Origin of the sequence: Paenibacillus sp. O199 (genome assembly GCF_001636635.1) — a bacterium.
Classification (GTDB): domain Bacteria; phylum Bacillota; class Bacilli; order Paenibacillales; family Paenibacillaceae; genus Paenibacillus; species Paenibacillus marchantiae.
Genome location: NZ_LGRP01000006.1, coordinates 63,125 through 80,778, shown reverse-complemented (window position 1 = coordinate 80,778; position 17,654 = coordinate 63,125). Strand labels below are relative to the sequence as shown.

The 17,654-nt window shown below is 46.1% G+C and carries 15 protein-coding genes; 13 read left to right on the top strand and 2 right to left on the bottom strand.

Annotation, left to right across the window (positions count from 1 at the left end; all coding sequences use genetic code 11):
- Positions 1 to 138 precede the first annotated feature (138 nt).
- Together A6049_RS11100 and A6049_RS11095 are read left to right on the top strand one after the other, a co-directional pair.
- Positions 139 to 636: a GNAT family N-acetyltransferase gene (locus tag A6049_RS11100; protein WP_063564705.1), complete on the top strand. Its 498-nt coding sequence runs from the start codon at positions 139 to 141 to the stop codon at positions 634 to 636.
- A gap of 53 nt (positions 637 to 689) precedes the next feature.
- The gene (locus A6049_RS11095; RefSeq protein ID WP_240321372.1) at positions 690 to 1,310 is read left to right on the top strand and encodes a TraX family protein; all 621 of its coding nucleotides are present in this window, start codon (positions 690 to 692) and stop codon (positions 1,308 to 1,310) included.
- A 106-nt stretch (positions 1,311 to 1,416) separates the two neighbouring features.
- On the opposite strand, the gene A6049_RS11090 is transcribed toward A6049_RS11095, so the two are convergent.
- Together A6049_RS11090 and A6049_RS11085 are read right to left on the bottom strand one after the other, a co-directional pair.
- Entirely contained in the window at positions 1,417 to 5,124 is a 3,708-nt protein-coding gene (locus tag A6049_RS11090) for a non-ribosomal peptide synthetase family protein (RefSeq protein WP_063564704.1), read from the bottom strand.
- 46 nt (positions 5,125 to 5,170) lie between these two features.
- Positions 5,171 to 6,913 (bottom strand): methyl-accepting chemotaxis protein, encoded by a 1,743-nt coding sequence (locus A6049_RS11085; protein ID WP_063564933.1) that lies wholly within the window; start codon positions 6,911 to 6,913, stop codon positions 5,171 to 5,173.
- 631 nt (positions 6,914 to 7,544) lie between these two features.
- Between A6049_RS11085 and rpiA the strand changes: the two genes are divergently transcribed.
- From rpiA to A6049_RS11030, 11 genes are all read left to right on the top strand, one after another.
- Entirely contained in the window at positions 7,545 to 8,216 is a 672-nt protein-coding gene (gene rpiA, locus A6049_RS11080) for a ribose-5-phosphate isomerase RpiA (RefSeq protein ID WP_063564703.1), read from the top strand.
- 24 nt (positions 8,217 to 8,240) lie between these two features.
- Entirely contained in the window at positions 8,241 to 8,840 is a 600-nt protein-coding gene (locus A6049_RS11075) for a GNAT family N-acetyltransferase (RefSeq protein ID WP_063564702.1), read from the top strand.
- Between the two features lie 14 nt (positions 8,841 to 8,854).
- Positions 8,855 to 9,313: a MarR family winged helix-turn-helix transcriptional regulator gene (locus A6049_RS11070; RefSeq protein ID WP_024630132.1), complete on the top strand. Its 459-nt coding sequence runs from the start codon at positions 8,855 to 8,857 to the stop codon at positions 9,311 to 9,313.
- Positions 9,314 to 9,492: 179 nt separating this feature from the next.
- The gene (locus A6049_RS11065) at positions 9,493 to 10,005 is read left to right on the top strand and encodes a response regulator (protein WP_063564701.1); all 513 of its coding nucleotides are present in this window, start codon (positions 9,493 to 9,495) and stop codon (positions 10,003 to 10,005) included.
- A 55-nt stretch (positions 10,006 to 10,060) separates the two neighbouring features.
- Entirely contained in the window at positions 10,061 to 11,023 is a 963-nt protein-coding gene (locus A6049_RS11060) for an alpha/beta hydrolase (RefSeq protein ID WP_095206052.1), read from the top strand.
- A 46-nt stretch (positions 11,024 to 11,069) separates the two neighbouring features.
- Positions 11,070 to 11,420 (top strand): hypothetical protein, encoded by a 351-nt coding sequence (locus tag A6049_RS11055; RefSeq protein ID WP_063564700.1) that lies wholly within the window; start codon positions 11,070 to 11,072, stop codon positions 11,418 to 11,420.
- A gap of 17 nt (positions 11,421 to 11,437) precedes the next feature.
- Entirely contained in the window at positions 11,438 to 12,151 is a 714-nt protein-coding gene (locus A6049_RS11050) for a class I SAM-dependent methyltransferase (RefSeq protein WP_063564699.1), read from the top strand.
- A gap of 121 nt (positions 12,152 to 12,272) precedes the next feature.
- A complete protein-coding gene (locus tag A6049_RS11045; RefSeq protein ID WP_063564698.1) occupies positions 12,273 to 13,259 on the top strand; it encodes an N-acetylglucosamine kinase in 987 nt (328 codons plus the stop codon).
- Positions 13,260 to 13,322: 63 nt separating this feature from the next.
- Positions 13,323 to 13,760, top strand: a complete 438-nt coding sequence (locus A6049_RS11040; RefSeq protein ID WP_063564697.1) for a GNAT family N-acetyltransferase — start codon at positions 13,323 to 13,325, stop codon at positions 13,758 to 13,760.
- 212 nt (positions 13,761 to 13,972) lie between these two features.
- Entirely contained in the window at positions 13,973 to 14,431 is a 459-nt protein-coding gene (locus A6049_RS11035) for a MarR family winged helix-turn-helix transcriptional regulator (RefSeq protein WP_063564696.1), read from the top strand.
- Positions 14,428 to 17,595, top strand: a complete 3,168-nt coding sequence (locus A6049_RS11030; RefSeq protein ID WP_063564695.1) for an MMPL family transporter — start codon at positions 14,428 to 14,430, stop codon at positions 17,593 to 17,595. The genes A6049_RS11035 and A6049_RS11030 overlap by 4 nt, the downstream gene beginning before the upstream one ends.
- Positions 17,596 to 17,654 lie beyond the last annotated feature (59 nt).

The window sequence follows — 17,654 nt, the reverse complement described above, 5'->3', positions numbered from 1 at the left end:
AATATACTTTTAAGTTTGGATTATCGAAATATATTACAAACTTTGATGCAGATGATGAATGGGGAGATCGTCAGATCTGCCTTAAAATAAGAGGATGGAATGAAGTAAGTAGACGATTTTATAAGGAGTTGAGGGAAGATGGCGTATCGGATCAGACTTGCTGAGCTTAGTGATGTTAACGGAGTGGCACAGTTGTTCAATGACTATAGAATGTTTTACGATCAGCCTACCGATCTGGAGAGAGCAAGTGAATACATAAAAGAACGAATGGAACGGAATGAATCCGTTATTTTGGTTGCCGAATCGAAATTGGAGACAGAAAAGGAAGAGGAGTACAGTCTGACGAATAAACCCTTAGCGGGTGAGTTTGGTGGATTTATACAGCTGTATCCTAGCTTTAGTTCAGTGTCCATGAGGCCAATCTGGGTACTAAATGATCTGTACGTACATGCGGATCATCGCCAGAGAGGAATTGCGCGTAAGCTGCTGGAAGCTGCACGACTATGGGGAAATGAGAGTGGGGCTGTACGAATAGTGCTCTCTACGGCGATAAGCAACAAGAAAGCTCAGGCATTATATGAGTCGGAAGGCTATACGCTGGACACCAAGTTCATGTATTATGAACTTCATATATAAGATAGACTTTGAGAAACCTGAAGTTGAGGATAAGCAGGAGGGATTAGCACAAAATGATGCAATGGATAGCCATGATCACGATGTTGATCGATCATATAGGAGCCGTCTTTTATCCACAGGTCGGTGAGCTGCGAATCATTGGTCGAATTGCTTTTCCAATCTATGCTTTTGCCGTTTATATCGGTTATAAACATACTCGCAACGTACAAAAATACATATGGCGGTTGTTCTGGATTGCAGTGATTTCTCAATTGCCGTTTATGGTGGCTTTTAATCATTTTTCGCTGAATGTGGTATGGACATTATGGTCTGCTCTGCTTGTATTGCTTGTGCTCGATAAACTTCCGGTCCGTTTGCTGGGAATTCCGATTGTGATCGTGGCTGGTTTGGTCATGGAGATGACCCATATGGATTATGGTATGTATGGCCTACTGCTTGTATTGCTATTCCGTTACTTCCAGGGCCCAGTACTAGTAATGGCTCATTTGCTCTTAAATGTGCTGTATATTTATCTGCACAGCAGCTCTATTCAGATGTACAGCGTGATTGCTACGGCAGGAATTGCAATGGCCCAGTATTATAACGCAGGCTTCCGTCTGAAAGGTCCGCGTTGGATTTGGCGTTATTTTTATCCTGCACATTTGGCTGTCATTGCTTTGATCCGCTTGATTTGAGAATTCTTCACGAAGAAAAGAAGCCACCTTATCCGTCATCACTGACGTTGAGGTGGCTTCTTTATATTCATTAATGGATGCAATATAGGCATTCACTTTATTGGAGTTATTCCATTGTTGGCGAAGTACCAAACTGCGGTCGGACGGCCTTAGGGAAATAACCAATCTCGATGGCATGTTCCATCATTTTTGAGATGAAACGATCATCAGTTTTGGCGCATATAATGCCGGCTGGTTCTACATAGGCGGTTGTTACAGGAGAAGCATATACGTAGGCAGAATCCTTGGCACCGTCTCCTTCAAGCTGGGCGATAGCCAGTTGAAGTGCCTCAGGGTCCTTGCTGACACTGCCATCGAACAACCAGTTGGTGTATTCTGCAAAAGGCAGAGTCTCTACTTCATAACCGGCCCGATTCACAGAACGAATCAGATCATCGTAGCTGATAGGTTCCGGATTACAGATATGGAATACACGTCCTGCTGTGTCCTGGCGTAATGCCAGATGCACAATGGCCTGACTTGCATAATCAATAGGTGTAAAATCAACCATCCAGTCGGCTGCCGGTGCCTTGCCCAGCAATAACATTGCTTTAATCATGCGATAAAAGGCGTTGCTATCAATATTAGACTGGAAACGTCCCGTCTCGGAATGACATGTCAGGTTACCTGCACGATAGATGCTAACAGGTACACCTTCTTCAGCAGCAATCATAAGCACTTTCTCGGCTTCAAGCTTGCTGTCCGAGTACAGGTTGTCCACGTGCAGGTCCGCTGGGAAGCGATCATATTGCAATGATGACTCCCACTGTCCACTGAGTGCAAGATCTTCCGGTATCCCCATCGTGGATACATGGTGGAAGGAGGCACCTGGTTTGCTGCGAACGAGTTTGAGCAATGCAGTGGTTCCATCCACATTGGTTTTGGCGAATTGTGCTGCATCCCCGAAATGTCGTACATCCGCGGCGCAGTGTATCACACGGTCAATTCGTTCTTGCACGTAAGTTGTCTGCTCGACTGAAAGACCAAGATTCGGTTGCTCCAGATCGCCTTCAATAATCTCGACGCGGGATGCGAGGAGAGGTAGAAGCTCCGGTCCAAAGTAACCTTTCATGACGCTGCTCAGTCGTTCCATCGCAGAGCTTCCGTCTGCGGGACGGCGCACAAGAGTATAGATGCGTGTATTCGAAGTTAGAATCAACTGTTGCAGCACATGGGATCCAAGATATCCGGTAGCCCCGGTCAGGAGTACATGCTCGGGATTCAGAATTTCAGGATATCCAATCTGGGATCTCAGCTCTACAGGATGTTCTGACAATTGGGTGATCATGCCCTCATTCACTGAGGAATGGGTAGTTTCTTCTGTAGTTTGAGCCAGCTTCTCCACGCGTTGTGCCAAGGCACGAACCGTCTTCTCGGCAAAAAAGTCGACAATTTTCAGCTGCGGATAATGCGGCTTCAGAATAACCAGCACATGGATGACCCGAAGAGAATCACCGCCAATGGCGAAGAAGCTATCCTCCACACCAAAGTCATCGTGCTGAAGAATTTCTTTCCATGCTTCCAGAATAATTGCTTCGGTTTCCGTCTCTGGCAGTACCCGATCAGGTCGATCTTCATGACGCTCTAGGTGAGGCAGAGCTACCATCGCTTTACGATTGATTTTCCCTGTCGGTGCGATTGGCATTTCATCGAGCTGACAGATCCATTTGGGTACAAAATAGGAAGGAAGCTTCACCGTTAGCTCCGCTTTAATATCCGCAACGGAAAGTGTACTGCCATCTTTGGATGTAAAGTATCCTACGAGCATGTTTTGACCATCCGATTCCTTCTTGGGAATCACGGCCACATCCTGAACCTGATCCAGACGGGCAAAATGATCCTCGATCTCTCCAATCTCAATCCGGTGACCCCGGATTTTTAACTGGGAGTCGCTGCGTCCGACATATTCCAGCAGTCCGGTATCGAGCATTTTGGCAATATCGCCAGACTTATAGATTTTCTCATCGATGGCAAATGGATTATCAATGAATGCCTGCGCTGTACGCTCCGGCTGGTTCAGATAACCTTTGGCCAAAGCGGGTGTTGCTATATATACCTCGCCGGGAACGCCTACCGGGCATAATTGCTGTTCTTCATTTACGATATACACTTTATAGTTATGAATCGGTCTGCCTATTGGAATGTTAACGACACTTTCCGGAACTTGCTCACTAATTCGGTGAGTCGCTGTCGCTACTGTACATTCCGTAGGTCCGTATACATTGACGATATCAATCTGGTTGCCGAATTTGCGCTGGAAGGCACGAACCTGCTCACCGTACAGTGCTTCTCCAGCCACGGTAATGATTTTGACTTTGGCCAGCTTGTGGAAGCCTTCATCAGACAGGAAGGAAGCAAGCTGGTTGAAAAAGATGGTTGGCAGTATCGTAATAATTGTTGTGCCTGTGCGCTCAATTGCACTCGCAAATTCTTCAACGGATACACGTTCTTCCGCCGACAACAGGTACAGTTCTGCTCCGTAGAACAAGGCGCCAATCGTATCCCACACTGATGCATCGAAGCTGTATGTAGCAAACTGGGTTAATACGTCACCTGGTTGAATATCGCAATCTCGCTGCACCACACTACCAAGATTGGCTACACCCCGATGGGCAATAAGCGCACCTTTGGGCTTGCCGGTAGATCCCGAGGTATAAATGATATACGCCAGGTCGTCTGGCTCAATATCGAGATTGGGGTTACTTGCAGCGAATCCGGCAAGGCGTCCATCTACGGCCAGGATTTGGCGAACGCTAGTAATTCCTGAGAATAACCGTGAAGCTTCAGGTAAAGAGGACTCTTTGGTCAGGACAAAGGATGAAGCTGTATCTTCGACAATATAACTGTTGCGTTCTTGTGGGTGCTCAGGATCGACAGGAACGTATACTCCGCCAGCTTTGAGAATACCGAGCAAAGAAATAATTGTTTCCAAACTCCGCTCCATAAAGATGCTGACGAATTCTCCTTTTTGCAATCCGTTGGATAACAGCACACGGGCAACCTGATTGGCACGTTCATTCAATTCTCTATAGGTGTACCTGCCAGTTGGTGAAGTAATTGCTGGAGATTCAGGATATTCGGCTGCTGTTGCTTCGAACCAGCCATGAATTGTCTGATGTTCTGGTTCGTGAACGGCGGTATCATTCATTTCTCGGTATAGCAACCGGTCTGAAGCGGATAAAATGTCCACTGTGCCGATGGCCTTGTCTTGGTCACGCAACATAGCCAGTAAAAGAGTCTGATAATACTCTGCATATCTTGTGACCGTAGATTCATTTAGAAGTGAACTGTCATAGAACAGATCCAGCGTGAGCATATTCTGATCATCACGAATATTCCAATTTAACAATTGAGGAGCTTTAGGGAGCTGTACACTGTTAAACATGAACAGCGTTTCCGGATTACCTCCCGCTTGCAGCGTGTAATGCAGCTGGAGTTGATCTGAAATCTGATGAATCAGTTCGATAAAGGTTAACTTTCCTTGAATCTGCAATAACACATGGGAGGCTACCTGATCGGGAGCCAGCGTGCCGATGGCAAGTTCCTGCTCAGCTGATAAACGGAACAACAAGGCTGCGTAGGCAGACAATAATGCTGGATATACGCCCTCTGAACCGAATTTTTGTTTCAGTTCCCGACCCAGGGACGATTCCAATGAAATATGAGCAGACTCATAAGTGAATGCTTGTTGACGGCGCCCAAAATCCAGTGGAATCTGAAGAACCGGCAGGCCAGATTCCACTGTTTGGGTAGATGATGATTGATTTTCGACCACTTCAGTTGTTCCTCCTTGGTTCAAACCGTTCAAGTTGTGGGTTGAATTATTGTTTACTTACATTAAAATGCGAAATCAGTTCTTGCAGTTCCTCAGACATGTTGTTCAAACGGGTAGAGGAATCAACAAGTGTAATCAGAGATGCTTTTTGTTCATCTACGGATGAAGAGATCCGTTCACTGTTGTCAGCTGTCTTACTCACACTCGCAGACAAATCATCCGCAGTTGCGGTCATTTCTTCTGTACCTGCAGAGATTTCTTCTGTAGCACTCGATACTTCTTGAATCTGATTCGATACTTTCTTGGCTGCTTCCAGAATCTCTTCGAACAATTGACCGGTTTGATCAGCTACGCTGAGTCCAGTATCCACTTCAGACGTTCCTTGTTCCATCGCACGAACGGCTTGTCTGATTTCAGCCTGGATCTCTTGGATCAGTACAGCAACCTGGCTCGTGGATTGTTCGGACTGCTCAGCAAGCTTACGTACTTCACCTGCTACAACTGCGAATCCTCGACCTTCTTCACCAACACGTGCTGCTTCAATAGATGCGTTGAGTGCAAGCAAGTTCGTCTGGCTGGAAATGCCTGAGATGATATTCAGAATATCGCCAATTTCTTGAGAGCGGCTCTCCAGAACCTGAATGGCCGAAGCGGTGTTTTTAACAGATTCCGTAATCAGATTCATCTGTTCGGATACCTGACGAACCACACTGTTTCCTTGTTGGGATCGACGTTCCATCTCATAGGCCTCGTCAGCTACACTCGCTGAACTGCTGGCAATAGTTTGAATGACGATAGCCATCTCGGACATCGCACGGGCACTATCCCGGGTTGCCTGTTCCTGTGCACGAATGTTGGATGTAATCTGAGTAACGTTGCTATTAATAGAATCAGCATTCTCGCTGTTTCTCTCCGAGACTTCATACAGTTCCTTAGCAGACTCGTTAACTTCTTGCGAAGTGATTTGCACTTTGACGATGGTATCGTTGATCTTGCGAACCATTGTATTGAACTTTTCGTTCACAATGCCCAGATCGTCTTTGCCTGTCGGAATTTTGACATTTAAATTACCCCGGCTTACGTCATCAATCCCTTTGATCAGGTGACGAATAGGGGAAAGCGTGTTTTTGACAACAAGATATTGGATAATCAGGAACAACAGCAGGAACGCTACCAGGATGATAATTCCGTTCTTGAGCAATTTGTTCAGTCCGGCAGGTACTGCTGATGCGTCTGCATCGACTGCAAAGTAAGAGTAAATCTTGCCGTTGCTATCCTTGATCGGGTAAGCAATGGTTGTCCAGGTTCCGAAATCATCGGAATAAAATGTGGTGAACGTTGGGCGATCGGTATTCACCATTTCTTTCAGTGCATTTGCCACAACGACTGGCTGTTCATACATGTCGCCGATATTTACATTTTCACTCTGGAAGGCTTCCTTCAGATTGGTTGGCATGGCAACAAGGGAAGTTAACCGTTGGTTATCTCCACCCAGCTCGACGCCAAAGATGTAGGCTTGTGCAATATTAGGATAATATTGCTGCATTTCATCGAAATAGGCACGCAATTTGGTTTGGGTTTTTCCATCATAATTGGCTTCTGCAATAGCAGCCTGCACTTCGGTGGAATCAATGCCTTCTGCCCATTTTTTAGTAATTTGTTCTACCTGACCATGTAGTTGGTCTACGAGGATTGTTTTTTGAAAGTAATAGCTGCTGGCAATAAGTGCCACGCCGATGATAATAATGTTAGTAAATGAAAGCAACAGATTTTTGGAGAAAAAAGACATGCTTTTCCAACTTAATGATTTCACTAAAGTCCACTCCTGATCTTCTTTGAATTGATAATATGTTGGTGCCTTCATGTTGCAAATTAAGTCATTCCAGTATCCCCTCCAAAGGCATAATGTGCGACCATGGTCTTGGGTTCCTGGTCGCTATGTAGAGATATTTTTACCTAGATACCCATAGGTGTCTAATTATTAAAACACATCTATACTTAATATGTCGTATAAAATGTCGTCAAATTGAATAGTTTTGTTAAAACTTTTTTAATATTTTACGTACTTATGGACATATGAAAGTAAAAAGTAGGTATTTAGAACTGTTTATTTAAAATAATTCCCATTTTTTAGTTTCATTCTGTATTCTATAACATGGTGGGTTAAAAAACATCCTAAAACATTGAAAAAATAGTGAAAACGACAGAAAACGGACTTTCTTTTGCCACACAAATCAGATATCAGGGAGGAGAATCTAACCAAGAATGTACATAAGCAACATTATTGATACATGTGAAGCAGATAAACAGGCCAAGTTTCCCAGTTGAACACGTCATGCACAGATATACATCGGAAGCGGTTTTATCTATAATAACTACAGTATGCATTTCTCAAATCATGAGCAGGCGGGGGTTTATAGATGAATCTTAAACAGATAGCAGCTGAGCGCGCGGCAGAGTATGTTCAAGATGGAATGAAGGTTGGATTGGGTACGGGGTCAACGGCGTATTACGCTATTTGTCGAATTGGTGAGCGAGTACGTGAAGGGTTGAACATTCAGGCTGTAGCTACTTCGGAAGCATCGGACAAGCTCGCCAAAGAGTGGGGAATTCCGATCGTTCCCTTTGATCAAATTGGACGTCTAGATCTGACCATTGACGGTGCAGATGAAGTAGATCCTCAGTTTAACCTGATCAAAGGTGGCGGCGGTGCGCTTTTGCGTGAGAAAATTGTAGCTGCAAACAGCGACAAACTGATTATTGTAGCCGATGGCAGTAAAGCCGTACAAAAGCTAGGAAAGTTCCCGTTGCCAGTTGAAGTGGTTCCGTTTGCTTCAGAGTGGACCTTCCAAGCGCTGGAGAAACTCGGGTGTCACCCAGAATGGCGTATGGATGGGGATCAACGTTATCTTACGGATAATGGCAACCTCATTGCAGATTGCCGCATGGAAGCCATAGAGCATGCTGCAGAGCTTAACATTCAGTTAAATATGCTCCCAGGTGTTGTCGATAATGGACTGTTTATTAAAATGGCGGACACCGTCATTCTTGCGAAGGATGATGGCAGCATCGATGAGCGTCATCGTTCATGAACGGAAAGTGAGGTCATTGCATAGATGAGGGAAAACCCGTTCGTGGATGGTGAGATTGTTCTTCGATGTGTGGAGAAAGAGGATCTGACTGAACTCTATGATTCGATCTACAGTGAAGACGTACCGGAATGGAAACAATGGGATGCGCCATATTATGCCCTTGAACATGAGAGCTACGAAGACTTTGAACGGAGCATGTTAAGAAGACTTGAAGCAACTCAGAAAAATTCTGATCCGGACTCCATTCGAATTATTGAGCTGAATGGCCGAATCGTCGGTACAATCAGCTATTATTGGGAACATCGTCCATCCATGTGGCTGGAAATGGGAATAGTGTTATATCGATCAGCCCAATGGGGGCGCGGGATCGGCACGCGAGTACTTCAGATGTGGTCCAGTCACTTATTCGAGCAATTGCCCGTGGCCCGGGTTGGATTGACAACCTGGTCGGGCAATGAACGAATGATGCGTTCAGCTTCGAAGGCGGGACTGCAGGTGGAAGGACGTATGCGCAAATGCCGCATCGTGGATGGCAAACATTATGATTCAATTCGTATGGGAATGCTGCGCGAAGAGTGGGAGCAAATGAAATCTGCAGGCGCAGGTCGAAATGTAAACAACTGATGGAGGATTAAGAAATGCCGAACAACGAGGACAATCGGGAACTGTCTTTACAATTATTTGTGGTTCTCGCTCGCGCATACAATTCCGTTACATCCAGGTCCAACCGGGATATCCAGAGTCATGGACTGAATACAACAGAATTTGGCGTGCTTGATTTGTTATACCATAAAGGGCCGCAGGCGTTGCAAAAGATCGGTGAGAAAGTGTTAATGTCCAGTGGCAATATCACGTATGTGGTGGACAAGCTTCAGAACAAAAATCTGCTGATTCGTCGAGCGTCCAAGGAAGATCGACGTGTCATATACGCTGAATTGACGGAGGAAGGAAGACATCTGTTTACACAAATCTTTCCTCAGCACCACCAGGTGATCATTGATGCGGTGGATGGGTTGGAACCTTCGGAAAAGGCAGATGCGATTCGTTTGTTAAAAAAGCTTGGACTCGCCGCAGAGGGGAAAACTGACTTGCGTTAATAACGCAGGTCAGTTTTTTTATATGAATGTATGCCATTCGTCGTTCATGTATAATGAATAGAGGGATTGTATTTGAACGGGGAAGATCGAAGCTGCCGAAGCTTTTGCAAACGATTGGATGAGTGAAGCCTTCGTATAAGCAGTATGGCATAATTCGCGATTAGGAGAGTGATCATGTGATGTCTAATGAACATGGCAAGATGAAATCATCGCACAGAACGATTGAATCGTTATCCAATCAGATGATTCACGGTAAGGAGGACCAGAAGCAGATTCGTACATCCCTTCCGATATCAATCTTGCTGGCAGACGATAACGTCATCAATCGGCAGGTTGTGCAGTTGCAACTCAAAAAGCTGGGCATGACCGAAGTGCATATCGTCTCCAATGGGGAAGAGGCTAGTGAAGCTTTTCTCAGCAATAAATATAGTATGATCCTGATGGATAGCATGATGCCTGTAATGGACGGACTGGAGGCGACACGCCATATCAGAGCTTTAGAACAGGATAAGAAGTGGCATCCCACTCCGATTATTGCGATGACAGGAAATGTGATGGATGGAGAGAAAGAGAAATGTTTTGAAGCCGGGATGGATGATTTTATTGGTAAACCCTTCACCCTTGAAGCTCTAAACAACTTGATCCAGAAGTGGCAACCATCATCCATGTCTGAAGAAATTACGAAACGATAAATAATATACATACATGTTTCACGTGGAAGATCGACTGAAAGAGAGGAAAATGTTCATGTTATTATACAGCCTTGCCGTTCTGGTCCTAATCGTTCTTGCCTTACTATGGTTAGGTGGACTTTACTTCTTCAAAACCGCCATTCGGCGTGCTCCAAAATCATTTTTGGTTGATAATCCGAATCTGATGCCCGAACCGGATAACGAAATAATCAGCAGTGCTTCTGACTTGACGTGGCTTGATACGCAGCCAACCGAAGATATATATATTGAATCACATGATGGATTAAAGCTGCATGGAACATGGCTTCCTACCCACTACGAATCGCAGCGACCAACGGTTATCCTGGCCCATGGCTATTCGGGAAAAGGCAGAGAAATGGCGGGTTTTGCCCGCTTTTATGCTGAAAAACGGGGCTACAATGTGTTGATGCCGGATGATCGGGGTCATGGCCAAAGTGAGGGCAATATCATCGGATTCGGCTGGCTGGATCGTAAAGATTATGTTCAATGGGTCCATTGGGTTCTGAGCAAGGTTGGTACGGAGACGGAGATCATTTTGCATGGAATTTCGATGGGAGGCGCTACAGTATTGATGACAGGTGGTGAAGCTCTCCCTGATCAGGTAAAGGCCATCGTATCGGATTGTGCTTATACCTCCGTGAAGGAGGAGCTGACCTTCCAGCTCAAGCAGCTATACAAGCTGCCCGCATTTCCGTTTATTCCCGTTACAAGTTTCATTTCCAAATGGAAGGCGGGCTACTTCTTTGGGGAGGCATCGGCACTAAATCAACTCGCCAAAGTTCAAGTTCCGGTTCTTTTTATTCATGGTGAGGCAGATACGTTTGTACCGACGGAAATGGTCTATAGACTATTTGAAGCATGTCCGACAGAAAAGGAACTGTTGACTATTCCCCGTGCGGGTCATGGAACAGCATTTCAAGTGGATCGTACCCGATACGAGCAGGTACTTGAATCCTTTTTGACAAAGAACCAGCAGCATTCATCTGATTCCAATTAAGCATCCTGGGTATTAAGTAGAAGATGTACTTAAGGGGAGGTGCGAGATGCCCTATACACCTAGAGTTTGTTCGTATTGTCATGAAAAAATGGCAGAAGATGAGTTCAAATGCAAATCCTGCGGCAATCTGGTTACTACCAAAACGGTTCAGCCTGAACAACCGTACATGATTGAAAATGATGAATTTATATTGGATCGATATACGATTGTGTTGCTTGTTCTGATGACACTGTTTCTTCCTCCCGTAGCCATGACCATCGGCGGCGTGATGTTATTTAATGACAATACGTATAAGCAGGATACGGGTAAATTGCTCGTCACCGGGGCATTTGTAGTGATGGTTATTCTCATCATTATTCTGTTTGCAGGTTCGGGGACATTGACGATTAACATCTAAGCTATGGAGGTGCTTGTATGGCAAATGAACAATTTGAGGCTGCACGGAAAGCAGAGGCAGGTTACCATTCTAACTTCTATCAGAATAATGAATTATTCGCGTCCGGTACCTGGATGGCGAGACCCATGCCGATGGTTATGGATATGCTTGAGCGTTTGCTTACCCATAAGACAGAGCTGCGTGTTCTCGATTTGGGATGTGGTGTAGGCAGACATACGATACCCATTGCGCAGCGTCTTGGGCAAACAAATAGTGAAGTTATCGGGGTGGATTTGCTGGATGAGGCTGTAGATGGACTTCGTAAATATGCGAAAGAATATCAGGTTGATCATATCGTGCAAGTAGAGAAGGCGGATGTTGAGCATTACGCTGTCAAGCCGGATCATTTTGATTATATTGCTGCTTGCTCTTGCCTGGAACATGTTTCAAATAAACAAGCCTTAGTGGAGGCTATTGAACGTTTGCAAGTGGGAACTCGTACAGGCGGCATTCATTGTATCACGATGAGTACGAGTGTAGAGGAAAAGGAAATCAACACAGGCCGGGAGATTAAGCCGTTGATTGAATTGAATCTGCCCACAGCTGAGGCTATAGCATTACTGGAGAAGGCTTATGCTAATTGGAACATTCTGCTTCAGGAACATGTAACACAGACGATCGAAGAGGAAAAATATGATGAACCGACACAGTTCCGTTGTGAACTGCTTCGTTTCGCTGCACAGAAGCAATAGTAGCCTGCCGGGATCGCGTAGTAAGGTCCCGGTAGTTCGTATTACTCGGCAGCTTAATAGAACATCACGAGAAGCATCATGGGATAGGGGACATCATCACACCAGAACATGGGGGATCAGAATGAGTACATATGTGATTGGCATGGATGGCGGGGGAAGTCATACACGTGTGGCATTGGCCGATGAGAACGGAAAGGTTTTGTCTTATGTGCAAAAAGGCGGTTGCAACCGCTATCATGATGCCAATGCAGAGCAGAACGTATTGGAGGGCATCGCTGAAGCTATTCGCAGAGCTGGGCTAGAAGTGGATCAGATTGCTTCCATTCAGGCGGGGATGGCAGGCCTGGATCGGCCTGAAGATACAGTCTGGGCTGAAGCGTTACTCGCCCAAACCGGTATATTAGGCAGAATCAGTGCAGTAAATGACACACATATTGCACATACGGCAGCTTTTGGCGGTGAGCCGGGCATTGTAGCTATTGGAGGCACAGGCTCTCTGATTCTGGGTAAAACGGAACAAGGGACCTGGCTCCGCAATGACCAGTTTGGCCACTATGCGCCAACAGCAGCTCGTTTTTTGGCTTATGACGCGGTGCATTCCATCCTTGCGGGACGTTATGGTCCGCAGGACCAACCCTGGATCGAACAGCTATTAGCCTATTGGAATGTAACTTCGATTCCGGAGCTTGCTGCACTGGGCGTATCAGGTTTTGCTGAAAATAGACAGGCCATCAATCGGATATTTGGTCAAATGGCTCCTTTAGTTACCGAAGCAGCAGCCGAAAATATTCCCCTTGCGGTCAGAGTATGCGATTCAGCAGCGGATACGGCCGTTGTGGGTATTCTCATGCTTGCATCGTGTTTTAAAGATCAGCAGGTGCGCATGACGCTTACAGGAAGTTGTCTGAGTACACCTTATATGGTGGAGGCCATTCGAAATGGGCTGAATGCAGCCTATAAACCGGGTGGACAACAGATTCATTACATTACCAGCCATGTGCCAGCAGTCGGAGGTGCGCTGCTGGATGCATATCATTTGGCAGGAATTCAGGTGCCTGAAGGTATCACGTCTGATCTCCAATCGGAGCTGAAACGGCATACGACTTGAACTTTTAAAGGCTAACGACTACAATACGATAACGGAATCAAGCAAGTTATAGGAGGAATCAGGGTGTTAATTCAATTGAAATCACGCATACAGGAGCCGGAAGTGCAGGAGCTGTTGTCCTACTCGGTCTTTCCCGACCCGGATCACCTGAATCGTGCGTTACAACAGTATGTTAATAAGGACGAGCTGCATTTGGACGGTTATGAAGACGAAGGCCAGCTGATCGGTCTGATTGGATATGAAAGTACAGGAACGAGTGAGATCACTATTCATCACATCGCTGTCCTGCCTGAGAACCGTTTTAAAAATTATGGTCGTGGCATGATTTCACAGGTGCTGGCCAAATATAACCCCGACAGACTAATCGCTGAGACCGATGTGGAAGCGGTAGAGTTTTATCGAAATACGGGATTCGTAGTGTACAGCCTGGGTGAGCTGTATCCGGGTGTGGAGCGATTCCGCTGTGTATTAGAGAAGGACGAGGAGCAAGACGAAGACTAGTAACTGTCTACTACTGTGTAACGTAAAGAGAGCATAATCATAACAGGATGTTGGATTTGGCGAAGCAGCTGAGTCGGACGTCCTGTTTTTTTGTCGTTTGTTTGAAAAAATAGGAAAAACGTATTGCTTTGCAATATAGTTTCATTATAGAATAGTTTCATTGAAGAATAGTTCTATGAGTGAACTATATTTTTAGGGAAGGAGAATGAAGAATGAACACACCGGATGCTAGAAGTTTGGTTAACCGCTATTTGGATGCTTCTTTCCTGGTAACCAAACGGTTTGATACCCAGATACGTGAACGCCTGGGCCAAACCATTACCACAGATCAGTTCTGTGCACTTCGTATGATTGAGGAGAAACCGTTATGTACGCCTTCTGATCTGGCAGAGCTTTTGTGTGTAGGCAAGAGCAGTATCACTGCTCTGGTCAACAAGCTGGTGGATCGGGATCTGGTCCATCGGGCCGGGGATGAGCGTGACCGCAGAGTTGTTTATTTGACCCTGACGGACAATGGACGTGAAGTATACAGGGAAACGGAACAGGAAATACAGCAGCTTCTGGAGCCGTATTTGGTCCATTTCAAACCGGAAGAGGTTCAGAATTTCATTGAATCTTTTGAGAAGCTCGCAGCTTTGCTAACGCATGAAGGAGGACAGGAGAACGAATGAGAACGATTTTGAAAGCGCGATGGTGGTTGATGGGGCTATGGGTCGTTGTGGCCGCCGTATTAATGTTCACCGCCCCTAACATGAGTGAATTGATTCGGGAAAAGGGACAGTTTTCGGTTCCTGAAGGACACTCTTCCACCCAGGCAGCGGCGATTCTGGAAGAAGCCGCTGCACAAAAGGGTGAGCAGCAGGGCAGCCAGTTGGCTCTTGTATTTTATAATCCGGATGGTTTGGGTGCCGAGGGTAAAGAAGAGGCAGAACAGGCCGTTAAGAAACTGGAGGCCGAAAAAGAGAAACTGGGCATTCTGTCCATACTGGAACCGTTCTCTCAACCAGAATTATCAGACAAAATGATCTCTGCCGATGGCAAGACGATCTTAACGTCGCTTTCTATTGATCAGGGAGATCGTACAGTCAAGGAAATGCGCGAAGATCTCAATGAAGCTTTGTCATCGGTCAATGTGGAGCATTACATAACCGGTAAAGGTTTAATTGATGAGGATACGGTGGAAAGCTCCCAAGAAGGACTCAAAAAATCGGAGTACATTACCGTAGTATTTATTTTGCTCATCCTATTCCTTGTATTCCGCTCTTTTGTCGCTCCATTTGTTCCACTGCTTACGGTAGGGATCAGCTACATTGTTTCACAGCAGATTGTCGCGTTCCTTGTGGACGGTCTAGACTTCCCTATTTCGACATTTACGCAGATCTTTATGGTGGCAGTCATGTTCGGGATCGGTACGGACTATTGCATCCTGTTGATTAGCCGGTTCAAGGAAGAATTGGCTCATCATGAAAATACGTGGGATGCCATTATTGCTACGTACCGCACAGCAGGCAAAACGGTATTCTTCTCCGCACTCGCCGTGCTGGTTGGATTTATTGCCATTGGTTTTGCACAGTTTATGTTGTATCGTTCCGCGGTAGCGGTTGCTGTCGGTATTGCCGTGATGATGCTGGCATTAGTCACGATTGTTCCATTTTTCATGGCAGTGCTGGGCAAAAGGCTGTTCTGGCCTTCCAAGGGTTCACTGGAGCATGCCGAGAGCAAGATTTACGGTGCAGCCGGTCGTTTCTCCTTAAAACGTCCATGGGCAGCTCTGCTCATCGTTGCAGCGGTATGTGTGCCATTGCTGGCAACTTACGACGGCAAACTGTCGTTTAACAGTCTTGATGAGATTGGTGAGAAATATGATTCGGTCAAAGCATTCAATATCATTTCCGACAGCTTCGGTCCGGGTGAATCCTTGCCGGGTCAGGTCGTTATTCAAAATGATGAAGCTATGGATAACGCCAAGTATATGGCGCTCGCCGAAAAGATTAGCCGGGAAGTGGAGAAGGTGCCAGGGATCTCTGGTGTCCGCAGCATGACACGTCCAACCGGTGATGAGATCAAAGATTTTGAAGTGACACAACAAGTAGGGACATTATCTGATGGTTTGGGCGAAGGCAAATCGGGTCTGGATAAAATCCGTGATGGTCTGAGCGAAGCCAGCAGTCAGTTAAGCAAAAATGAACCACAACTTAAAGAAGCTGCGGATGGGGCTGGAGAACTGACCAAAGGTACTTCCCAACTGCAGTCTGGTATTACACAGTTGTCGGAAGGACTTCAGCAGATTGAAAAAGGAATTCGTGACGGCTCCTCGGGCGCCGGTGATCTAAAAGCAGGTCTGCAGAAAGCCAAAACGAGTGCAGATCAACTTGCACAGGCCAACAATCAGCTGCTTCAAGCCTATCGTCAGGCAGGAGCAGGTGTCGCAGCGCTGGGTGATGGTGTAGGTGAACTGCAACAACAACTCAAAGGTGTATCTACAGCGTTGACCAGCTTGAATGAATCGTTCACAGCGCTTGAAGAGCGCTATCCTGATTTGCTGCAAGACGCCGATTATCAGCGGGTCAAAGGCACCCTTGGTGAAACAGGTACCGGCACAGCACAGCTCGCTCAAGGTTTGGGTCAAATTCAAACCAAGCTAGGCGAAGCCGCGGCTGGAATCAATCAGGCTAACAAAGGCTATGCCTCCGCAGCTTCCGGACAGAAGGCACTTGCCGATGGTCTGGGTCAGATTGTGACGGGAATCAGTCAGTTACAATCCGGTCTCAAACAGGCCGCTGACGGTCAAGGTAAAGTGATTAGTGAAATTCCTTCCATCCAGAACGGACTTGGTCAGCTTCAGGGTGGTCAGGAGAAAATTCAGCAAGGCTTCTCGGATCTGAGTGGTCAACTGACTCAATTGACAGATGGTCTTAATCAGAGTGTAGATGGAATCGAACAGGTTTCAGGTGGACTCGATTCAGCACAGGACTACCTGACACAATTGCAAAACTCTCCTGATTCGGATCTGGCAGGCTGGTATGTTCCTGAAGAAGCACTGAATAGTAAGGACTTCACACAGGTATTCGATACGTATCTGTCCAAAGATCGGAAAACGATGACGATTGACGTTATTTTTGCCGAGAATCCATATGGAACTGAAGCGATTGATCGTGTTCCGGATATCGAAGCTGCTGTACATCGTGCTGTACAGGGAAGTGCGCTTGAAAAAGCAGATATTGCCATTGGCGGGGTAACCAGTACATTTGCAGATCTGCAGGAAGTCTCCAACAATGACTACACACGCACAGTTATGCTGATGCTTGCAGGAACGTTTATCATTCTGGTCCTGCTGCTCCGTTCGGTTATTATGCCGCTGTATCTGATTGTCTCGTTGTTGCTGGCTTATTTCACATCCATGGCCCTGACGGAAGCGATCTTTGTGAATATACTTGGGTTCGCGGGCATCAGTTGGGTTACGCCGTTCTTCGGCTTTGTCATGCTGATTGCACTGGGAGTGGATTACAGTATCTTCCTGATGGACCGTTTCAATGAGAACAAAGGTATGAGAGTACAGGACGCCATGTTGTATGCCATGAAAAACATGGGTACGGTTATCCTGTCTGCAGCCGTCATTCTGAGTGGTACCTTTGCCGCAATGTATCCATCGGGAGTTCTTTCGATGATGCAGATTGCGACGGTTGTACTCAGCGGACTGATCTTGTATTCTCTGTTGTTCCTGCCATTCTTCGTTCCTGTAATGGTGAAAATGTTTGGCCGTGCCAACTGGTGGCCATTCCCGAATAAGGAACAGGCAGATTCCGTTGATTCGGATCGTAACATAGGCATGTAATTAAATGATATATGAACAGCCCCACTGGATTCCCGGCGGGGCTTTCTGTATGGTTTTGA